This window comes from Nocardia sp. NPDC019323 (assembly GCF_044389845.1).
Taxonomy (GTDB): Bacteria; Actinomycetota; Actinomycetes; order Mycobacteriales; family Mycobacteriaceae; genus Nocardia; species Nocardia implantans.
In genome coordinates this window covers 997,215-1,015,339 of the sequence record NZ_JBIRYN010000001.1, presented here as the reverse complement: position 1 = coordinate 1,015,339, position 18,125 = coordinate 997,215, and the positions used below count along the sequence as shown (strand labels likewise).

The 18,125-nt window shown below is 65.4% G+C and carries 24 protein-coding genes; 5 read left to right on the top strand and 19 right to left on the bottom strand.

The genetic code is table 11. From position 1 onward, the window contains the following. The 5 genes from ACH49X_RS04840 to ACH49X_RS04820 form a co-directional block, all read right to left on the bottom strand. Positions 1 to 1,667, bottom strand: a 1,667-nt coding sequence (locus tag ACH49X_RS04840) for an IPT/TIG domain-containing protein (protein ID WP_397068866.1), incomplete at its 3' end; no start/stop codon positions are given. Between the two features lie 25 nt (positions 1,668 to 1,692). After that, complete coding sequence (locus ACH49X_RS04835) at positions 1,693 to 1,998, bottom strand: hypothetical protein (protein WP_067808723.1); 306 nt, start codon at positions 1,996 to 1,998, stop codon at positions 1,693 to 1,695. After that, entirely contained in the window at positions 1,995 to 2,432 is a 438-nt protein-coding gene (locus ACH49X_RS04830; protein WP_195078742.1) for a hypothetical protein, read from the bottom strand. The genes ACH49X_RS04835 and ACH49X_RS04830 overlap by 4 nt, the downstream gene beginning before the upstream one ends. Beyond that, the gene (locus tag ACH49X_RS04825) at positions 2,429 to 2,650 is read right to left on the bottom strand and encodes a hypothetical protein (protein WP_195078743.1); all 222 of its coding nucleotides are present in this window, start codon (positions 2,648 to 2,650) and stop codon (positions 2,429 to 2,431) included. The genes ACH49X_RS04830 and ACH49X_RS04825 overlap by 4 nt, the downstream gene beginning before the upstream one ends. A 770-nt stretch (positions 2,651 to 3,420) precedes the next feature. After that, positions 3,421 to 4,191: an IPT/TIG domain-containing protein gene (locus tag ACH49X_RS04820; RefSeq protein ID WP_357206869.1), complete on the bottom strand. Its 771-nt coding sequence runs from the start codon at positions 4,189 to 4,191 to the stop codon at positions 3,421 to 3,423. 734 nt (positions 4,192 to 4,925) lie between these two features. Between ACH49X_RS04820 and ACH49X_RS04815 the strand changes: the two genes are divergently transcribed. After that, a complete protein-coding gene (locus tag ACH49X_RS04815; protein ID WP_195078745.1) occupies positions 4,926 to 5,228 on the top strand; it encodes a hypothetical protein in 303 nt (100 codons plus the stop codon). Positions 5,229 to 5,294: 66 nt separating this feature from the next. On the opposite strand, the gene ACH49X_RS04810 is transcribed toward ACH49X_RS04815, so the two are convergent. Then, positions 5,295 to 5,591, bottom strand: coding sequence for a hypothetical protein (locus ACH49X_RS04810; RefSeq protein ID WP_323124218.1), 297 nt, complete (start codon positions 5,589 to 5,591; stop codon positions 5,295 to 5,297). Positions 5,592 to 5,667: 76 nt separating this feature from the next. Here ACH49X_RS04810 and ACH49X_RS04805 point away from each other — a divergent pair, with 76 nt between their 5' ends. Beyond that, on the top strand, positions 5,668 to 5,853 hold the full coding sequence (locus ACH49X_RS04805; protein ID WP_323124219.1) for a hypothetical protein: 186 nt from the start codon (positions 5,668 to 5,670) through the stop codon (positions 5,851 to 5,853). Here ACH49X_RS04805 and ACH49X_RS04800 read toward each other — a convergent pair. The 9 genes from ACH49X_RS04800 to ACH49X_RS04760 form a co-directional block, all read right to left on the bottom strand. Continuing rightward, positions 5,846 to 6,616, bottom strand: a complete 771-nt coding sequence (locus tag ACH49X_RS04800) for a hypothetical protein (RefSeq protein ID WP_195078748.1) — start codon at positions 6,614 to 6,616, stop codon at positions 5,846 to 5,848. The two genes, ACH49X_RS04805 and ACH49X_RS04800, sit on opposite strands and share 8 nt — an antisense overlap. Next, positions 6,613 to 6,933, bottom strand: coding sequence for a hypothetical protein (locus ACH49X_RS04795; protein WP_195078749.1), 321 nt, complete (start codon positions 6,931 to 6,933; stop codon positions 6,613 to 6,615). Before ACH49X_RS04795 ends, ACH49X_RS04800 begins: the two co-directional genes overlap by 4 nt. Continuing rightward, a complete protein-coding gene (locus ACH49X_RS04790) occupies positions 6,912 to 7,769 on the bottom strand; it encodes a hypothetical protein (RefSeq protein WP_357206868.1) in 858 nt (285 codons plus the stop codon). The genes ACH49X_RS04795 and ACH49X_RS04790 overlap by 22 nt, the downstream gene beginning before the upstream one ends. 75 nt (positions 7,770 to 7,844) lie before the next feature. Further along, entirely contained in the window at positions 7,845 to 8,621 is a 777-nt protein-coding gene (locus tag ACH49X_RS04785) for an ESX secretion-associated protein EspG (protein ID WP_357206866.1), read from the bottom strand. Positions 8,622 to 8,717: 96 nt separating this feature from the next. Beyond that, positions 8,718 to 9,884 (bottom strand): hypothetical protein, encoded by a 1,167-nt coding sequence (locus ACH49X_RS04780; RefSeq protein ID WP_357206864.1) that lies wholly within the window; start codon positions 9,882 to 9,884, stop codon positions 8,718 to 8,720. Beyond that, positions 9,881 to 10,360: a hypothetical protein gene (locus tag ACH49X_RS04775; RefSeq protein WP_357206862.1), complete on the bottom strand. Its 480-nt coding sequence runs from the start codon at positions 10,358 to 10,360 to the stop codon at positions 9,881 to 9,883. Before ACH49X_RS04775 ends, ACH49X_RS04780 begins: the two co-directional genes overlap by 4 nt. A 40-nt stretch (positions 10,361 to 10,400) precedes the next feature. Continuing rightward, a complete protein-coding gene (locus ACH49X_RS04770) occupies positions 10,401 to 10,967 on the bottom strand; it encodes a DUF3558 domain-containing protein (protein WP_357206861.1) in 567 nt (188 codons plus the stop codon). A gap of 195 nt (positions 10,968 to 11,162) precedes the next feature. Next, complete coding sequence (locus ACH49X_RS04765; RefSeq protein WP_357206859.1) at positions 11,163 to 11,375, bottom strand: DUF397 domain-containing protein; 213 nt, start codon at positions 11,373 to 11,375, stop codon at positions 11,163 to 11,165. Continuing rightward, entirely contained in the window at positions 11,372 to 12,217 is an 846-nt protein-coding gene (locus ACH49X_RS04760) for a helix-turn-helix transcriptional regulator (RefSeq protein WP_357206857.1), read from the bottom strand. Before ACH49X_RS04760 ends, ACH49X_RS04765 begins: the two co-directional genes overlap by 4 nt. A gap of 283 nt (positions 12,218 to 12,500) precedes the next feature. On the opposite strand from ACH49X_RS04760, the gene ACH49X_RS04755 reads away from it, so the two are divergent. Further along, the gene (locus ACH49X_RS04755) at positions 12,501 to 12,962 is read left to right on the top strand and encodes a DNA-directed RNA polymerase subunit beta (RefSeq protein WP_195078756.1); all 462 of its coding nucleotides are present in this window, start codon (positions 12,501 to 12,503) and stop codon (positions 12,960 to 12,962) included. Beyond that, entirely contained in the window at positions 12,959 to 13,387 is a 429-nt protein-coding gene (locus ACH49X_RS04750) for a DUF4254 domain-containing protein (RefSeq protein ID WP_323124221.1), read from the top strand. The genes ACH49X_RS04755 and ACH49X_RS04750 overlap by 4 nt, the downstream gene beginning before the upstream one ends. Positions 13,388 to 13,393: 6 nt before the next feature. Here the strand turns inward: ACH49X_RS04750 and ACH49X_RS04745 are convergent, their stop codons facing one another. Then, the gene (locus ACH49X_RS04745) at positions 13,394 to 13,891 is read right to left on the bottom strand and encodes a peroxynitrite isomerase (RefSeq protein ID WP_195078939.1); all 498 of its coding nucleotides are present in this window, start codon (positions 13,889 to 13,891) and stop codon (positions 13,394 to 13,396) included. A 152-nt stretch (positions 13,892 to 14,043) separates the two neighbouring features. Between ACH49X_RS04745 and ACH49X_RS04740 the strand changes: the two genes are divergently transcribed. Next, positions 14,044 to 15,354, top strand: a complete 1,311-nt coding sequence (locus ACH49X_RS04740) for a TIGR03118 family protein (protein WP_397069171.1) — start codon at positions 14,044 to 14,046, stop codon at positions 15,352 to 15,354. A 48-nt stretch (positions 15,355 to 15,402) separates the two neighbouring features. On the opposite strand, the gene ACH49X_RS04735 is transcribed toward ACH49X_RS04740, so the two are convergent. The 3 genes from ACH49X_RS04735 to ACH49X_RS04725 all read right to left on the bottom strand — a co-directional run bounded on the left by ACH49X_RS04735 (position 15,403) and on the right by ACH49X_RS04725 (position 18,062). Continuing rightward, complete coding sequence (locus ACH49X_RS04735; RefSeq protein WP_357206855.1) at positions 15,403 to 15,903, bottom strand: hypothetical protein; 501 nt, start codon at positions 15,901 to 15,903, stop codon at positions 15,403 to 15,405. Between the two features lie 350 nt (positions 15,904 to 16,253). Continuing rightward, positions 16,254 to 17,309 carry a MerR family transcriptional regulator gene (locus tag ACH49X_RS04730; protein ID WP_357206853.1) on the bottom strand — a complete coding sequence of 352 codons (1,056 nt, stop codon included), beginning with the start codon at positions 17,307 to 17,309 and terminating at the stop codon, positions 16,254 to 16,256. A 408-nt stretch (positions 17,310 to 17,717) separates the two neighbouring features. Then, entirely contained in the window at positions 17,718 to 18,062 is a 345-nt protein-coding gene (locus ACH49X_RS04725) for a helix-turn-helix domain-containing protein (protein WP_067808687.1), read from the bottom strand. Positions 18,063 to 18,125 lie beyond the last annotated feature (63 nt).

The following is an 18,125-nucleotide window of genomic DNA, read 5'->3' as shown; positions in this document are numbered from 1 at the left end:
AACGAAGCTGCCGGTGTGGCGCCGAAGTTCACCGCGGTGGCTCCGGTCAGACCCGTGCCGGTGATGACGACCGTGGTTCCGCCGGTGACCGGCCCTACGTTCGGCACCACCGTGGTGATGGCGGGCACCGGGATGTAGGTATAGGCCAGGCCGTTGCTGGTTCCGCCGGGTGTCGTGACGGTGACTTGCACGGTTCCGGTCCCGGCCGGGGCGACCGCCGTGATCTGAGTGGCCGAGTTGACGACAAACGAGGTCGCCGGTGTGGCGCCGAAGTTGACCGCTGTCGCTCCCGTCAGGCCCGTGCCGGTGATGACGACCGTCGTCCCGCCGGTGACCGGACCGGCGTTGGGCACCAACGTGGTGATGGCGGGCACCGCCACATAGGTGAAGGGAAGGCCGTTGCTGGTTCCGCCGGCAGTGGTGACGGTGACCTGAACGGTCCCCGTTCCGGCCGGAGAGACGGCGGTGATCTGGGTGTCGGAGTTGACGACGAACGAGGTCGCCGGTGTGCCACCGAAGTTCACCGCGGTGGCAGTCGACAGGCCCGTGCCCGTGATGACGACCGTTGTTCCACCGGTTGTCGGACCGGTCGTGGGTACCAGGCTGGTCAGCGCGGGGACGCCGGCATAGGTGTAGGTGACACCGTTGCTGGTCCCGCCCGAACCCGTGACCGTGACCTGCACGCTCCCCGTTCCGGGAGGCGCGATGGCGGTGATCTGAGTGGGCGAATTGACCGTGAAAATGGTTGCGGTGTTGCCGAACCGGACAGTCAGTGGGCCGGTGAACCCGGTGCCGGTGATCGTGACGGTGTTACCTCCCGAGGCAGGCCCTGCGGTCGGCGAGATGGAGGTGATGGTGGGGACGACCACGTAGATGAACGGCACCGCACCGCTGGTGCCGCCCGGACCGGTGACCGTGACCGGCACGATCCCTGTACCGGCTGGCGTGACAGCCGTGATCTGGGTGTCGGAGTTGACCGTGAACGAGGTCGCCGGTGTGCTGCCGAAATTGACCGCGGTAGCTCCCGTGAAGCCCGATCCGGTGAGCGTGACCGTCGTCCCGCCCGCGGTGGAGCCTTGGTTCGGGCTGATGCTGTTGAGCGCGGGAACCGGAACATAGGTGTAGGGGAGGCCGTTGCTGGTTCCCCCCGCGTTGCTGACGGTGACCTGCACCGTACCGACCGAGCCGGCCGGGGCGATGGCCGTGATCTGAGTGGGTGAGTCGATCGTGAAAGTGGTCGCGGTACCGCCGAACCGCACGGTCGTCGGACCGCCGAATCCGGTACCCGTGATAACGACGCTGGTTCCACCCGTTGCGGGCCCTGATGTCGGGGAGAGGGAAGTGATGGTAGGCATGGCGCTGCCTCCTTTTTGCCGTGGTGATGATTCCTCTGCACCGGGGGGCGCCCGCCGCTCTTCAACGGCCCGGCTATCTCCATTAACGCCTTTGGATTGGTGGCTGGCAACGTATCTCGCGATCCGTTTTGGTCCGTTTTCGGTTCGCCGGTGGCACGTCGGGTAGCGGCGCGAACATCCTGGCAGGTGTTGTGGCAGCAAAAATTTCGACGGTGCTACGGCGCTGCCGATGAGTACACCGCTAGCACGCAGCATGCCGAGATCTTCGGTCTCGGCGAACGGTTGGCGACCATCCGGAAAGTCCGTCGGCATCCCGGGCTCGCCAGCCCTTTCCGGGTTACAGGAACAGTTCCGGCGGATCGTCGAATTCGATGCCCGCCTGTCGCGCTCGGGACACCATCTTCCGATCCCACTCGCGGTGCACCCGGAGTGCCATACGGAACTCGCCCATCTGCTGTGACATCTGCTGGGTCTGCGAAATGGCGAGGTCGCTCAATACTTTCGCGGCGTCCGCCTTCGTCTTGGTCATGTGGGCGTCGACGTCGCCGCGTTTGAACCACGCCGTCACCGCCGCCGACAGGGCCGACGAGCCGGCGATGAGCACGAGCGCCGCGAAGATCGGCGACTGCTGGACCAGATTCATGACGCCTCCCTCAGCTTCACGGCGCGCAGTATTCGAACGTCTTGCAACACCTGATGGCGCTTCCACAGGAACGCCAGACCCAACGCGATCGGCAGCGGCCCTCCGAGAACCGTCGCCGGGCCGAGGGTTCCGTGCTGCAGTTGCAACAGCAGCAGCTGCGCACCGAAGGCGACCAGGGACCAGCCGAGCGCGCCCAGACCGACCTGCTCGATCAGATAGCCCCAGACCCGCCGGGCGAACAGACCGACCAGTGTCGTGGCGCAGCCGATCAGCATGAGGACCAGCCACAGCGTGCGGAATCCCGGCGGCATGGCGGCGAACGCCGAATCGGGCGGCGGCCCATAGACGCACTGCAACAGCATCGAGGCACCGAAGACGGCGCACAGCACGACCTCGAAGGGATCGTGGCGGGTCTTCTCCTTCCTGGCCTTCATGCTGGTTCACCGCTGTCCGGTGGCGCAGGGCTGACCCGGTGGCGCGCCGACTCGACCGCGGGCAGACCCAGCGCCGCCGCGACGAGGGCCAGGACGAACCCGGAAAGGTCGGACGAGACAACGCCCTTGGTGACCCCGTACCCGATCAGCGCGACCAGCAGTGGATACAGCAAGGCGCGGACGGGCTCGCTGTGCAGGATCGTGATCACTTTGTTCATCGGTTCTTCCCTTTCTCTCTTGGCGGCGGCAACGGCGCCGCCGGCCGAACGCGAAGCCCGATCACTGGATGCACCCAGTCGTCGGGTCCGTTGGGACACGGTCAGGAGTTCTGACCGCGTCGGTGTCGTGGCGTCCTACCCCGACCGGGGAACTAGTTGAACCCGTGTGCGGGGGAGGACGGTTCGTGGTGCGATATTTCCGCCCGCACCGCGGCGGTGACGTCCCGTCGAATGCCGGTCGTCACCGTGGCACGAGGATCCGGCGCGTGCGGTCCCGAAGGCGGGGGGAGGAAGGTAGGCATGGCGCTGCCTCTCTGTTTGCTGGTTCCTCCGAAGCGGGGGTGCGCGAAGCTGGTGCCGGATCGGTTAACTCCGTTATGCCGCAGGAAAGGCGCGTCGGCAATGTGTCGGGTGATCCGTTTTTGTCCGTTTTCCGGATTGTTGCCACGTGTTGACCAGTGCCGCGTGCCGCGCCGGGTGCGCAGCGTCCGGCCTTGCCGCGAAGTTGTTCTCGCCGGGTATGGCGGGCCGGGACTGTCGTCCTCGCTGTCCACCATTCGCTCGATGGACGGAATCCGCACGCGCGCAGTGGCTGTCAGGGTGTGGGTGCCTGCTCGGCCTCGGGGCGACCATCCGCCGGTGTGCAGGAAGGTCCGGCCGGTCGCGCGGAGCGGTCTATTGGATCGGGCCGCGATAGTGCCGGATGCTCGGCCGGGCAACGCGAACGGACCGCCACCGGAATCCCGGCGACGGCCCGTGAGCTGTCCGGATCAGACGTAGGTGTAAGTGACTCCGTTGCTGGTGCCACCCGAGCCGGTGACGGTGATCTGCACGGCTCCGGCCGCTCCGCCGGGAGCGACGGCGGTGATCTGTATCGCGGAGTCGATGGTGAAGGTCGTCGCGGTGCTGCCGAACCGCACGGTCAGCGGGCCGGTGAAGCCGGAGCCGGAGATCGTGACATTGTTACCGCCGGATGTGGGACCCGAAGCGGGAGCGACAGCGGTGATGGTGGGCTCCACGACATAGATGAAGGTGGCGCCGTTGCTGGTGCCGCCAGGAGCGGTGACGGTGACCGTCACGATTCCCGTCCCGGCAGGGGCGACGGCCGTGATCCGCGTGTCCGAGTCGACGGTGAACGAAGTCGCCGGTGTGGTACCGAAAGTGACCGCGGTGGCGCCCGTCAGTCCCGATCCGGTGAGCGTGACCGTCGTTCCGGCGGACCCTTGGCCGGGAGCGATGGAGTTCAGGGCCGGGACGGCGAGATAGGTGTAGGTGGCCCCGTTGCTGGTCCCGCCCGAGTCGCTGACCGTCACCTGCACCGGACCGGCCGACCCCGCGGGAGCAATGGCCGTGATCTGTATCGCGGAGTCGATCGTGAAGGTCGTTGCGGTAGAGCCGAAGCGCACGGTCAGCGGGCCGGTGAAGCCCGTGCCCGCGATCGTGACGCTGGTGCCTCCCGTGGTGGGGCCAGAGGTCGGGTGATTGATGTGATGGTGGGCACGGCGATGCCTCCTCGTTCCGTGGAGATTGTTTCTCAGCACCGGGGGAGGGGCGCCCTGACTCACTCAGTGGCCCGGCACTTCCCATTAGCGCCCGGCACCGCCACTTCGGCAATGCTCCGCCCACTCCGTTTTTGTCCGTTTCTCATCCGTGCCCCGACTCGGTGTGCTCGCGCGAATCACCGCTCGAGTCAGACGGCCTCGTCCGGAAGACTTCGGCTCCGCAAGGCCGCCACCTCATCCGGTGCTTCGAGGGGCCGCAGCGCCCAGTCTCGAGCTCGACCAGTTCCACCAACCGTGGTTGCCGCTCGGCGGGGACGAGAGCTGTGCGCCGGGGCAATGCGGTCGATCACCAATGCCGTCACGGTGAGCGAGCAAGGATCGGTGCTGGTCACCATGCGCACCAGCATCGCGTCGGAAGTGGGGAACAGGCCGCCGCCTTCGCGGCGAGGTCGCCCGGGACGTTGCCCGCCGGAACATTGCACCCCCTGTGACGGCTCATCGTGAGAGGACCCCGCTGCGGTGACCTTCCGACTGCGTCACCTGCTCCGGCGGCACCAGGTGAAAACGGTGGCAGCTCGGGCGACGCCTGGAGGGCGTCGGCACCGGCTCGAGAGCGGTATCGTGGACCCGGTCGTGCTGTCCGAGTACGTTGTGTCCGAGGGGGATTCGTTGACCGATACTACCGGCGCGGCATTCGATGCATGGGGTCGGCCGGCCGCCGCTGACGTGCGGTCGATGCACGGCTCTGTCGACCCGCGGGTAGGAATGGAAGCGTGAACGGCCAGCCCCCACTGCTCCCTGCGGGCCCCGGATCTGTGCTCGAGGCCAGGGCAGTCCTGAACGGAACCGTCGACATGCGCACCTACCAGCGCAAGCATCTGGTCATTTACGTGCACCCCCGGCGAGGTCTCGCGTGGGACATCGGCTTGCTGAAGGCCAACCACCAAGCGAGCTTGTCGACGCTGACCTCCTGCATCGAATGGCTGGACATGCACTTCGGCTGGGAACTGGTGAGCGTCTTCACCCGCCAGGTCGACAAGTACTACATCCACCACGCGATGCTGCGGCGTCGATAGCCGCAGCATCCAGATGATCTTGGCTGCGATACCGTCGAACGGATCGCGGTTGGGTTACACGTGTTGTCACGGCACGTCGTAGATCTCCCACCTCGCGAGTTCAGCCTCCGGAGAGGGACTTCCGTCCCATGGATGCGCATGGAAGTCGTGATCCACCAGATATGCTCGGTATTTCACTTTCGCGGAGCCGGTGTCGGTGACGTACAGGATCCCTGTGCGCGCCCCTAATTCACTTTTCTTCAACGCGTGGGCGACGGTGGTCGCTATCGGCCGAAGTGTATCGGGATTCGTCGACGCCGGTACGCAGAGATGAACCAAGACGATGCCCCTACCCCGATCATCGGGTGCGATGCCTGAGTTCACGTCGAAGAGGTTGACGTCGGGTGGGAGCCGGAGTTCATCGGCGAATCTCGCCAGGTCAGGTTCTTCGATCTCCTGCGTGGGAAGACAACTGTCGATTTTCGCGGGGGTTGTCGACGATGCCACCGTGCTTGTCTTCATCGAGCTGCCACCGGTATCCGGTGTTGATCCGCAGCCGACCGAGGTGCAGGCGATGGCTATCGCCGCAATGGTCGAAGTGCGCCGCATGAATCGCCGGGCGGTGCAACGTGGTGAAATCATTTGACCACCAACTCCCACAGCTTGGGGTCCTCGAAAGTGTTGGAAACAGAGCTCGGCCAGGTGTTTTCCGGCATCCCGCGCGGGTTGTTCCTGAGATTCTTGAGTTCGTTCGCCGCGATCCCCTGCTCTTGCAGATTGCCGACGGCGGCGGTGAAGATATCCGCCATCGCGGTGAATGCTTGGCCGGCCATTTGCCCGATTACGCCAGCGGCCTCGAGTGCTCCGACTACCTCGATGATATCGACGATCAACTCGACTATCTTGCCGTAGTACCCAGCAATGGCTTTGACGATCTCGGTGTAGAGGGCATGCCCACTCCTGGCCAAGGAGATCAACTGGTCGTGCACTTTGTCACACAATTCTGCTGCGGTGACCATCGCCTGCTGCTGGCTTGTACGCGACGCGCTGTACCGGTCCTTGGCGGCTCCTGTCCAATGTCCGTCCAGGCTGATGGAAGGATTGGATTGTGCGTTCTCCGCCCCACGGACCGTCCCGCTCACCGCTTGCCAGTCGGCCGCGTACTGAATGAACAGGTAGGGGGCGGCAATTCCCTCGCCGATCTCGACGAATTTATCCATCACCTTCTTGAGTTCTACCTGTGCGTCGTCACGTTTAGAAGTCACCAGCGCATAGAGCGGCGGCGCCTTCCACTTCAGGCCGTCCACCGCGTCGTTCAACTTGTCCGGAAGATTGTTCCAATCATCCCACGCCTTCTCGAAGTCGCCGATTGATTTGTCCAGGTCTTCCTTTTTGAGAGTCTCGGTCATATGCTGAAGTCCACATCCAATTTGTTGAGGCCGCCTTCGTTCGCCTCGTCCTGGCTTCTGTAAGTGGCCGCCGCTCGGTGCAATGCGACGCCCATTTCGGTGGCCTCGGTGCCGCCTTCACGGAGGCGGTTCTGGATATAGGCAGCGGTCTGAGTGTACTGGTCCCAGGGTATCTGGAAAATCCCGAATTGAATCCTGGAGAACTTCAGCGGCTCTATTTGATCCGCGGCTTTGTAAAGTGCCCGATCCACGGTTTCGGTCCAGGCTTTCGATGCTCGTTCGAGTAGATCCAGTTCTACGGAGAGATTGTCGGCCATGAGATCTCGTTCTCGGTCAGTTTTCGAATGTGCTCGGCAAGCCGCTTGGAAACTTCGGCCTCTGGTTCTCGATCGAGATAAGGATCTCTGACGAAAACCGGCTTCATCGCGCGGATCCTATCGGCGCATGCCACAATGTCGTGGGCGATCGTGAAAGGTTCGGCTGACTGGGCCCATCGCGGATCGATTCGGATGGCGATAATCCTTCTTTCATTCGCCGTCACGGTCAGCGCGGGCTCATCGGACTCGGTCAAGCCGGGGCCGTGTGCTTCGTACGTGACTGGACCAATCAGGCGCGCGAAGGTCTCCTGATAGTCATGAGTGTCTCGCGTTCGCAGAAGCGCGGGTGCGACATCGTGCAAGGATGGAATCGTCGATTCGGGGATCGAGCCGGACTCGGCATATCGGAGTTGCCGCTCATAGAGAGCATACTTGTATGCGGTCATGATGCTCTCCGCATAGCGTGACGGCTCCCAGCTGCCCTTCCAGTTGCGACTGATTTTCACTTCGGTGGGCAGGCAGTCTTCACCTATTTTCACCGATACCAACGCGGACTTCTGCGCCACCGTGAGCGTGTCGCGCTCGGTACCAGCAGCGTAACCACCTCGATCGGCGGCGGCCGATTGATCCTGCCGCCGATTGTCGTCGGATTCGTCCTCCCAATAATTCGGGTCGTCCCACGGAGGTGGGGTGTGTGGCGTCACTTGTCCGCTTTCGAACTCGGCAGTGCCTGATACTCGGAAAGTCGTCGTCCAGCGAACTCGACGGCTGCGGTATTCATGCTCGCGAAACTCCCCTCTCGGCAGCCTGTCGATGGATTCATGCAGGCTGATCAACTCCCCTTTGGGTTCCAGACACTACCGGCGTGCCGGGCCGTCGGCAAGCGGCTGCGCAACGAGTTCGCTACGCACCTACCACTTTTCGGCGCGGGTCTCTTCGAGGCGTTGGTGGGCTTGGGTGATCCAGGTTGTGAAGTGGGTGGTCAGGTCGGTGGGGGTGGTGGGGCGGATGGTGATGTGGTCGGTGCGGTGTTCGGTGTAGCGGCCGTCGGTGGAGATGTCGTGCCACTGGAGGACTTTGGTGGGTTTCGTGTGGGTGTGCAGGGGGGCGGTGATGAGGACGGCGGTGCCGCCGCCGTCGACCGGGCGGCCGAGGAGGCGTTGGTATTGCTCGCGGGGGGTGTTGCGGGCGTTGTCCTGGAGGTAGGTGTCGCGGCGGGGGACCAGGTCGTCGGGGTGGAAGATGGCTGGTTTCTCTTTGCCGGGGGCGCAGGCGGGCATTGCGTTGACCAGGCGGGCGGGGAGTTGGTCGGCGGGGAACAGGCGGGCGCGGATCGGGCCGTGCTCGTGGTGGTTGCCTGCTTGGCTGAGGACGACGGCGCGGTAGCTGTCGCGGGCGCCGAGGATCCGGTATTCGCGGACGTCGTCGGGACCGGTGCTGTTCTTGTGCTTGCAGGTGCCGCCGAGGATTTCGATCCGGAGCTCGGAGTCGCCGAGGGTGCGGAAGGCTGCGGCGATCTCGTCGAGTTCGTCAGGGGAATAGCGCTGCCATACGGCGGTGCGGTGGGCGGCGAAGTCGTCGCGGAAGGCGAAACGGCTGGTGTAGCGCAATGGGCTGGGGATGCGATCGTGTGCGTCGCCGTACCAGAGAGCGGCGAAGTCGTCCGGGTCCCAGGTCCATTCAGCCATGTGAGGTCCAATCCGGCCGCGTCGAAGCGGCCATGTCCGCGCGCGCACGCCCGCGAGCGAGGCGGGCGTGCGCGGAGTCGAGAAGGTTGCGGCTGATCAGTCGGGCGTGCCGCCGATGACGCCGCCGGGCAGCGTTCTCGGAGGTTCACCGAGCAACTCGTCGGTGTTCTCCTGGGTGATCAGGTAGTCCGGCGTCTTGTGCTCGGATTCGTCGTCCTTGCCGCCGCCGCGAGCACCGGGCGCCATCATGCCGGGCATGCCGCTCGTGCCGCGCAGTCCGGAAGTCGCCCTGGCGGCAGCGGCCGGGTTCATCGCTGTGTTCTGCGTTCCCGGTGTGCCCGGGACGCTGCGGGCCGGTTGCGGCTGGTTCGTTGTGCTGGGCGTCCCGGGTATGCCCGGTGTGCCGGGGCTGTGCGGAGTCGGGGTGCCTGCCGGAACGGTCTTGGTCGGGTCCGTGGTGGAGGCGGGAGTCGTCGAGGTGGGGTCCACGCCCGCGGGCTTGGTAGTGGTGTCGGACGCCGACGTGTCGGAAGACTGTTGATCCTGGGTCGATTCGTCGGTGGACTGCTGCTGCTGTTCCTCGGTGCTCGACTCGTCGGGCTTGCCGTCGCCGTCTTTGTCGCCGGGAATGCCGGAATCGGTGGTAGGACCGTTGCCGGAGTCGTTGGAAGCGGGGCCGCCGCTGTCGTCGCTCTTGTATCCGCCCGGCGGAGGAGCTGGGATGTCCACCGACGCGGTAGGGCCGACCGGAGTGGGCAGCACCGGGATCTTGCCGTCCATCTCGCTGAACGGTTGTACGTAGTACTCGTTCATCGCGACCCGCGCCGACTGCTCGGCCAGGAATCGTTCACTCGACAGGTTCCAGCGTCGCGGGTGGAAGATGCGTTCACCGACCGAGAAATCGACGAGGTCGGGGAGCGCCTTCTTGGTATCGGTGATCGCGGTGGCGGCGTCGCGGACCCGGTAATACAGCTCTTCCAGCGATGTCGTCAGATTCTGCGCGTCGCTGGTGTATTTTGCGATGGCGCTCTTGGACTGCTCCGCTGCGGGGCCGGACCAGGCTTGGGCTATGGAAGTCTGGATGGAACGTGCAAAGGTTTCGACGCCTTGCTCCCACTCGTTGCGAGCTTGCCAGTACGTGTCGGCTTGCGTGAACGCGTCGGTGGGATCGAGCGGCTTGAACGTGTCATTGATCTGGGAGTGTTCCCAACTGTCGGGGTGCTCCCCACCGTTAGGGATGCGCTTGTTCTCGTAGCCGTTCATTTGCTCGGTCCGATCGGCAGCCTTGGCGGCGCAAATTGGACTCCGACGGGGGGTCGGTCCGGAAGAGTGGTGTTCAGTCTGTTGAAGTCTGCGGCAAAGTTGCTGTCAACCTGCATGATTCGGTCCCGGACGATCCGGTGCACTTCTTGGATGTCCTCGACGATGCGATAATGGTCTTCCATGATCTGATAGACGCTGTTGCTGTCTTTAGCACCGCGGGCCTTCTCTCTGAATCTATCGACCAGGGTTTGTGCCGAGACCAAGTTGCCGTCGCCCTCTCCCAAGCCCCAGTGAGGCTGGCGTGACACGAAGTCCATGGACCTTTGGATGGATCGAATGGCGGTTTTGAAGTACTCGCAGTCTCGGTCTATGTAGATGAAGTCCTCCGCCGACATCTGGATTCCTAGCTCGCCCTCCCGCGCCGCGTTCAAGACGTTGGCCATCGGCCTGAGCGGCTGCGTGCTGTCGTCACCCATGTGCTTTCCCTCCCGGTGAGTTCGATCGCAACAGCGTATTTCAAACAGTGGCAGGCAGTGTCGGCACTATTTTCTCTGCCAAGGTCTTTGCCAGCTGGCACGTGTCGAGCTGGCCGGTTTTACGATTCGACGGCGGATTGCTCAGGAAGAACTCGAGGCTTCCGCCCTTCATCTCCACGTTTACCGTGCACACCGCGTCAGGGTGTTCTTCGACCTGCCGTGTCGAAATGGCACGGCGACCGTTGATGGTGTATTCGCGGGTATCGGGAAATTTCTTGTCCCGCACCATGTCTACGGTGATATTCGTTGTCGTGATGGCGGGCGCGTATCCGTCCGGCTGGACCCATCCGCAACCACGCCACTTGATTCCCCCGGATGCGTTGTGGTCTTCGTTGGTCTTATGGCGCAGGTTCTCTGAATCAAGGACGCTTTGTGGGATGTCGGTGCACGGGTTGTAGCCGGTGGGGGCGTCAGAGGCGACGCTTGGCTTTGTGGAGGAAGCTCCTGTCGGCGCTGCACCGTCATCGGACGGACCGCAGCCTGCCAGAACGAGCGCGGCACCGACGGCGAGGACGGTCAGCCGCCGCGAATTCCGCTTTGATGTCATTGCTTCCCTCGCCCACCGGTGTCTTGTTCCTGGCCTCTCCAGGGCCGGACCGGCTCCTCCGCCCCCTGCAGTGAATGTTGACGCTACCGGCGGTATTTCCCCGGTGCAAGCGACCTGACATGCATTACTCGTGAGGGACCTGCCCAGTGCCCCGGCCTCGTATGGGGAGGCCGGGGTTGTAGCAGAGCGGCTTCGTCAGGCCTGCGACAGGTCCAGTTCGCCGCTGGCTATGCGAACAGTGAACGAGTCCCAGTCGCTCGGCCTGAACACGAGAGCCGGGCCAGCGGGGTTCTTTGAGTCACGTACACCCACCGAGCCTTCACGGAGGAACGCGACTTCAACGCAGTCCCTGTCTGCGCTGCTGAAGCTGCTCTTGAACCAGTTGGCACCGGACAGGCTGGGGCTCATTCGGCATACTCCTCGGCGATCGCGCGGATGAGGGATCGGCTGCTCTCCTGGTCGAGGGCCGATCGCAGGATTTCGGCGTGCGCCTGACGGTACTGCCGGACCTCGTCAGGCTTCTCAAGATACAGGTCGCCGGTGAAACCCTGCATGTAAACGACCGGTGGCACCGTGAGATGGGCGACGGGGTGCTCGGGAAAGTCGAGAATCACGAACGAGCCGACGTTCAGCCCCGCGTATGCCTCCGCTGCGAGGGGGACCACCCGTACCGAAATGTGGGGTCGTTCAGCGACTTGCAACAGGTGTCTGAGCTGGCCTTCCATGACCGAGGGTCCGCCGATCGCTCGGCGCAGTGCGGATTCATCGATGACGGCTTCGAAACGTACCGCGGAGTCGCTGTCCAAGCGTGTCTTTCGCTGCCTGAACGCCGCAATCTTTCGTTCGACTTCCGTCCCGGAGATCGCCGCGAATCGGACCCAGATCAGGGCCCGCCGATACTCGTCGGTTTGCAGTAGTCCGGGGAGCAGGGTTGTCTGGAACGAGGCGATGCGTCTGGCCGTCGCCTCCAACTCCACGAAGAGGTTGAAGTCTTCGAGGATGGTGTCGTTGAACGCATGCCACCAGCCGGTGCGCTTGGTCTCCTCGACCAGGTTGAGCAATATGGCGGTGCGTTCGTCGGACGCCCCGTACAGCTTGCACAGACCCTCGACGACCAGCGGATGGAGCCGGACGGGCTGCCCGGTCTCGATCCGCCACAGGGTCTGTTTGCTCACGTCGATCGCGTCGCGGGCGTACTCCGCGCTGATGCCCGCGTTGATCCGCAACGCGCGCAGCTGCCGCCCCAGCATCCGGCGGGGCAGGGTGGAACCTGTTGAACTCACGACGAATCCCTTTCGTAGCCAAACTATCGGCCGGGTACCTAACTGGAACCATGTGGCGGGGGGCCTTGGAACCTGGGCGGTTTCCGCCCGATTCCACCACTGAGAACATTCCCGCCCAGCGATATCCGGTGCTTCACTGAACGCGCCCGGACCCAATCGAAGAAGTGCTGAAACCTTAACCGCGCCAACGGTTCCAGGTCCAGCGACCGGGATATCTCGCGTACCGAACTATGTGAATCGAGGATGGCGAATGAATCATGCGGCATTCGCGGACACTCCCGCGTCCCGCTGCGCGTTTTACCGCCGCACCTGTGGGCTGCCCGCCGGGATACATCCGGAGATCGGCCGCATCGTCGTGAAGGCGGGCGTGGTGGGTGGGATCACGATGCCCGACCGGCTGGGGCAGTGCGTGCGCGACGACATGCTTTTCCGTGGCCAGGCGATCGGCCCTGTCGTCGCGCATATCCGTTCTCGCCGGTGGACTTTCCTGTGCAGGCCGGATCTGCCCGACGACGTGCGGCTGTTCGCCGCGTTGTTCCGGATGGACGTTTCGATCGTGCCGTTCGGCAGCGAAATCGCGCTGCCCTCACCGGCCGACGCGAGCAATGCGTTTCGCCGATGGGTGGTCGCGCCGCGAGATACGTTTCGTCCGTCCGGAGTGGTGATCGTGAATTGCGTGCTGGCCCGCGCGGGTGGGAAAGGTGCGCCGTGAGCGAGGGTCTGCCGACGCGGAGTCAACTGCTGCGGGCCTGCCGGGAGGACGGGCCGCCGCCTGCGCATCCGGTGCTCGTGCAGGCGCGAACGCTGAGTGACCTGCATTTTCGCCGTCTCCGCTCGGAGCGAGGATGCGGCTGCGGTGGCGATGAGCGCCGGGCGCGGCTGATCCGCGAGATCGACCGCTGGGTCGAGGCGCGTTTGCCCGTGGCGCGCGGCGGAGCCTATCTGCACACCGAATCGTTCGGCTCGGTGGTCGATCGCTTGGCGCGGCTGAGCGCGTGTGCCTACGCGGCCATGGCCGGCGACCAGGAGTGGGACCTGTGGTTCGCGTGGGAGCGGCTGGCCGAAGCGGCGGTCGCCTACGAGGATCTGGTCGGCGAGCTGAGCAGTGGGCGGCGCAGGTTGCCGAGCGCTTTCTAGCGCGGGTCAGTTTCGCAACAGGGTGGCGGCGAGGTGATGCCGCAGTGGTTCGCCGACCGCCGCCATCCGGAGGGTGTAGTCGATGGTGTCGCCGGACAGGCGCAGCGACCGGCCGAGGGCGGTCACGAGTTTCGCCGTGCTGCTGCGCCCGATGGTGGTGGAGTCCAATTCCATGCGCAGCGTGCCGTCTTCGACGGCGAGCGAGCCCTCGCAGATTTCGGTGATTCCGGTGGGATGGGCGAGGATCAATTCGACGCGGTCGGGGCGCGGGCAACGCAGATAGCCCGTTTCGGCGTGCAGCGGCCTGCCGTCGTCGGTGGCGCGGGTCTTCTGCCGGTAGGTGAGGAACGGCCGGCCGAGATGGCCGAACCGGATTTCCTCGACATAGCCGAACGGCTGAATGGTCGGGTATTCACCCTGCCCATTACCGCGCCACGTGCCGAGCAGTGGAGCGAGCGGAGCGATATCGGGGTGCAGGGCAATAGCAGGCTGGGGTTCGACCACGGCGAACAGCCTAAACCTGCGCTCGTCCAACCGTTCGGGTACTCCCGATTTTGCTGCAGGCTAAGGTTAGCTTCGCCTTATCACCAATGTGGTGTGGTCGGAAAGGAAACAAGAAGTTGAACGGACGCTGGAATGAGTCGCGCCGTGGCGGTTTGCCTCGGTCGCGGACCCGACGTGGTCTGCTGCGCGCGTCGGCGCTTGGTGTCGCGCTGGTCGTGGCGGCGGGCTGCTCGGACTCGAAGCCGGACGAGGTGCCCGCGCTCGACGGCAACAAATACGTCCAGACCAATCTCGCGGCCAACAACGCGGAGTACAAGGCGCAGTTCGTTTTCCCCGACCTGGTCAACGCCTGGGGGCTGGCCAACCGCCCCAAGGGCGCGGGCGGGCACTTCTGGGTCGGCGCGGGCGGCAAGTCGTTCCAGTTCGTCGGCGACGTGACCAAGTCCCCGGACGACAAGCTGCACAAGCTGTTCCAGGACGACTTGAAAATCGTCACCATTCCCGGGGCGGATGCCGACACCTCGGACAAGAGCGCGGGCAAGACCACCGGCGTGGTGTTCAACCCCGCGCCGATCACCTCCGACCTGTTCGTGGTGCACGACCAGCCGGTGGAGGCCGAAGGCGGGCCGCTGAACGGTTCGGCGCGGTTCATCTTCGCCACCGACTCCGGCAAGATCTCCGCCTGGACCGAGCTGGGCTTCGAGGGCCGGATCGTGCGCCACGACGGGCCCGCCAACCTGGTATTCGACGGGCAGGCGCAGGGAATGCAGTTCTTCGGGATCGCGCTGGCTCCCTCCGGTGACAAGCTGCTGGCGGCCGATTTCGGCGCCGACCCGCAGGTGCGGACGTTCGACAAGAACTGGCAGCTGATCCCGACCACCGGCTTCGCCAACCCGTTCGCCACCGGTGACGCGATCGACCCGGCCGCGCCCGAGAAGGGCAAGAAGGCCAAGCCAGGCGACCCCGCGCCGTTCAACGTCTCGACCATCGGCAACCGGGTCTTCGTCGCCTATGCCACCACTCAGCCGGACGAGAAGGACGCGACCAAGTTCGATGCCGGTGAAGAGGACTCGCTGGACAAGGACGAGGAAGGCGGCAAGCCGGACAAGGGCAAGCTCGCCGAGTTCGACGCGGGCGGCAAGCTGGTGCGCATCATCGACGACGGCAAGCGCCTCAACGCGCCGTGGGCGGTGACGATCGCGCCGGACGGGTTCGGTCCCCTCAGCGGAAAACTGCTGGTCGGCAACTTCGGCGGCGCGGGGCACGTGCTGGCCTACGACGACATCACCGGCAAGTTCGCCGACTACCTGCGCGACGCCGACGGCAAGCCGGTCGCCATCGAAGGACTGTGGGCGCTGATGTTCGGCAACGGCGAGAGCCTCGGTGACGCCGACTCGCTGTACTTCACCGCCGGACCCGACGACGAGAAGGACGGTCTGTTCGGCAAGCTCCGCTTGAAGTAGTCCCGCTGCGAGGCGGCCCGTACCGATTCGGTGCGGTCCGCTCGCGCTTCAGCGGCCTCCGGTCGGCGCGGAGGCTCGCGGTTCGGTGCGCCGTTCGCGGATGGCGGACTCGACTTCCTCGACCGCCGTCCGGATCATCGCTCCGTAGCCGTCGTCGGCGAGGGTGTGCAGACATGTGCGGGCGGCGTCGATCTGGCGCTGCGCGGCATCGAACGAGCCGAGTCTGCGATAGTCGTCGGCGAGATTGAGGTGCAGCGACGGGTAGAACGCGGCCACCCGCAGCGATCCGTCGAAGCTTCGAGCGCGATCGTCGGAGAGGCTGTCGGCGGCGTCCAAGGCCCGGATGTCCCAAGTGAGCGCTTCGGCGGCGTCGTCGTACAGGTCGGCAAGGTAATGAGCGAGGGTGCACCGGTGCAGTGGGTCACCCTGCGGCCCGAGTGAGGCCCATACGGTGAGCAGAGCCTCCCGTGCGTCGTCCGGACGGCCCTCACGGCCGAGGGCTACGGCGTTGGTGATGGTTTCCATGGTGCGGTCGGGTGCTGCATACATTCGGGTCTCCTTCATGGGGGTGATAGATGCCTGTTCGTGTGCGAGTCCGGCCGGGTCGGCTCGGCGGTGGACGGTCGGGGCTGGGCGGGCAGCCGCCGGATGCGGCTGCGGGGCGGTCTGGGCGATCGGAAGTAGCCGTGGGTGGGCGTCGCGATCGCGAGACGAGTAATCGGATCGCGCGCCGCCGGTGGAGGGACGCGGTTGTGCGTGCGCAGTGGTTGCACGGCTGTCGGTCGTCGGACCGGAGGGACGCGGTTGCGCGTGCGCAGTGCCTGCACGGTCGTCGGACCGAAGGGCGGGTCGTGCGTGCGCGGCGGTTGCACGGGTGAGGGGCGCCGGTGTCCGACGACTTATCCGGAGGCGTTCTCGCGGAGGGGCCGGACCGGCATGGCCAGGGTGGTGAGGTCGCCGTCGGTGGCGGAGCGCAGGACCACCGGCTGATCGGCGGCGATGACGTCGAGCATGAGATCGGGACCGAGCGCGGTGTGGACAGCGGGTAGCAGAGTCGCGGGGTCGAAGGACAGCGTGACGGCGGAACCGGTGACCTGCGCGGGCAGGCAGTGCGCCTCTCCGAGCCCTGATACTGCGATCTCGTTCGGATGAATCGCGAATTGCATTGTGCCGTATGAGCTTTCGAGAACATTCAGCATGGAGTGCCGGGCGACGACGACCCTGGTGCGCACCGGTCCCAGTCCCGCCAGTAGGGCGCGGTGGTCGGGGAAAGGGCCGTCGATGACGGGCGAGTGGTGTTGCGCGCCGTCTCCCATCAGAAGCAGTCCGTCGTCGGACGGTGCGACGACGACCTCGTGCATGCCGCGCAGCTGCTCGGTGATCGACTCGAGCCCGCTGGAATCGAGCACCGCGGACCAATCGCCGCCGTGCTGCCGGTTCGCCACGACGGTGCGGGTGGACAGGCGGTAACGATCGGTTGCCGTCAGAGTCACCGTGTTCGCGCTCGCTTCCAGCAGGACGCCTGCCAGCACGGGTACCTCGCGGGTGCGCGCTGCGGCGGTGCGGACCTGGTCGAGCGCCTCGGCCAGCGCCGCCGCATCGACCGCCACGTGCGTGCCGAGCGCCTGTTTGACCACGGCGGCGACGCGCGCGGCCTCTTCCGCTCGATGTGCCAGTTCCGCCACGTGACGGTCGAGCAGGCGGCGCGCCCGCTCGCTGTCACCGGCGAGGATTTCCGCGATGGCATCCAGCGGCAGGTCGATCGCGCGCAGCTGTCGGATGAGCACCGCCCGCTCCCGCTGCGCCTCGGTGTAGTAGCGGTACCCGGTCAGCGGATCGACCCGGGCGGGGACGAGCAGACCGCAGTCGTCGTAGAACCGCAGCGCGCTCGCCGTGAGCCCGCTGGCCCGCGCGAGCACACCGATCGTGATCAACTGTGCCGATTCCAATCCCATCACCCGGTCATCATGGAGCCTCAACCAACTCGAAGGTCAACCTCCCGGCGGGGACAACACCGTCGGCCAGTCCGGGGAGGAGTCGCGGGACCATCAGCGTCGGCTGCTGGGACCCGCGCGGTGCATACCCGTGGACGTGACACCCGGGCGGCAGACGGCTCCGTTCGCTGTTGTCACGCGGGACGCACGCACGAGGGATCTTGTGGTCACGGTGACGGTCGCCGCGCCGGTGGTCTATCGGTCGGCCGCATTGCACGCCAACGGCAACCGCCGCCCGGCTGGCCGTCGCCGCGCTGGTGGTGCTCGCGGTGATCCCGGCGCAGAACTGCCTCGGGCCGAGGGAACCGCCTCGGTGCAGGGGCGTCCATCCTGCGAGGCCAGACCATCGGCGGTCGCGCTCGGTGCTAGTCAGTCGGCCTCGGTGGGGGTGACGCGCCAGCGGCGCGACCAGTCCCAGACCGAGCCGAGTGCGGTGCCGAGTTCGGCGCCAGCGGTGGTCAGCTCATAGGACTTGTCCGGATTCTTCGCGATCAGGCCCGCGGACTGCAGGTGCTGCAGGCGCACCGAAAGCATGCTCGAAGAGCAGTTGCCCATGCGCCGGCGCAACTCGAGGAAGCCGAGGCGGTCGGGTTCCAGTTCCCACAGGATGCGCAGGATCCAGCGTTGGCCGAGCAGGTCCATGGTGGCCAGCAACGGCGCGTTCGCCGGGTCGTCCCGCCCGCGCGGCGGCTTGGGTTCGTTTGCGCTTCTCATTTAGAACCAGCATAGTGGTTCTGAATCAGAAGCATCGGCCCGGTGCCGGGCGGACCGAAAGGG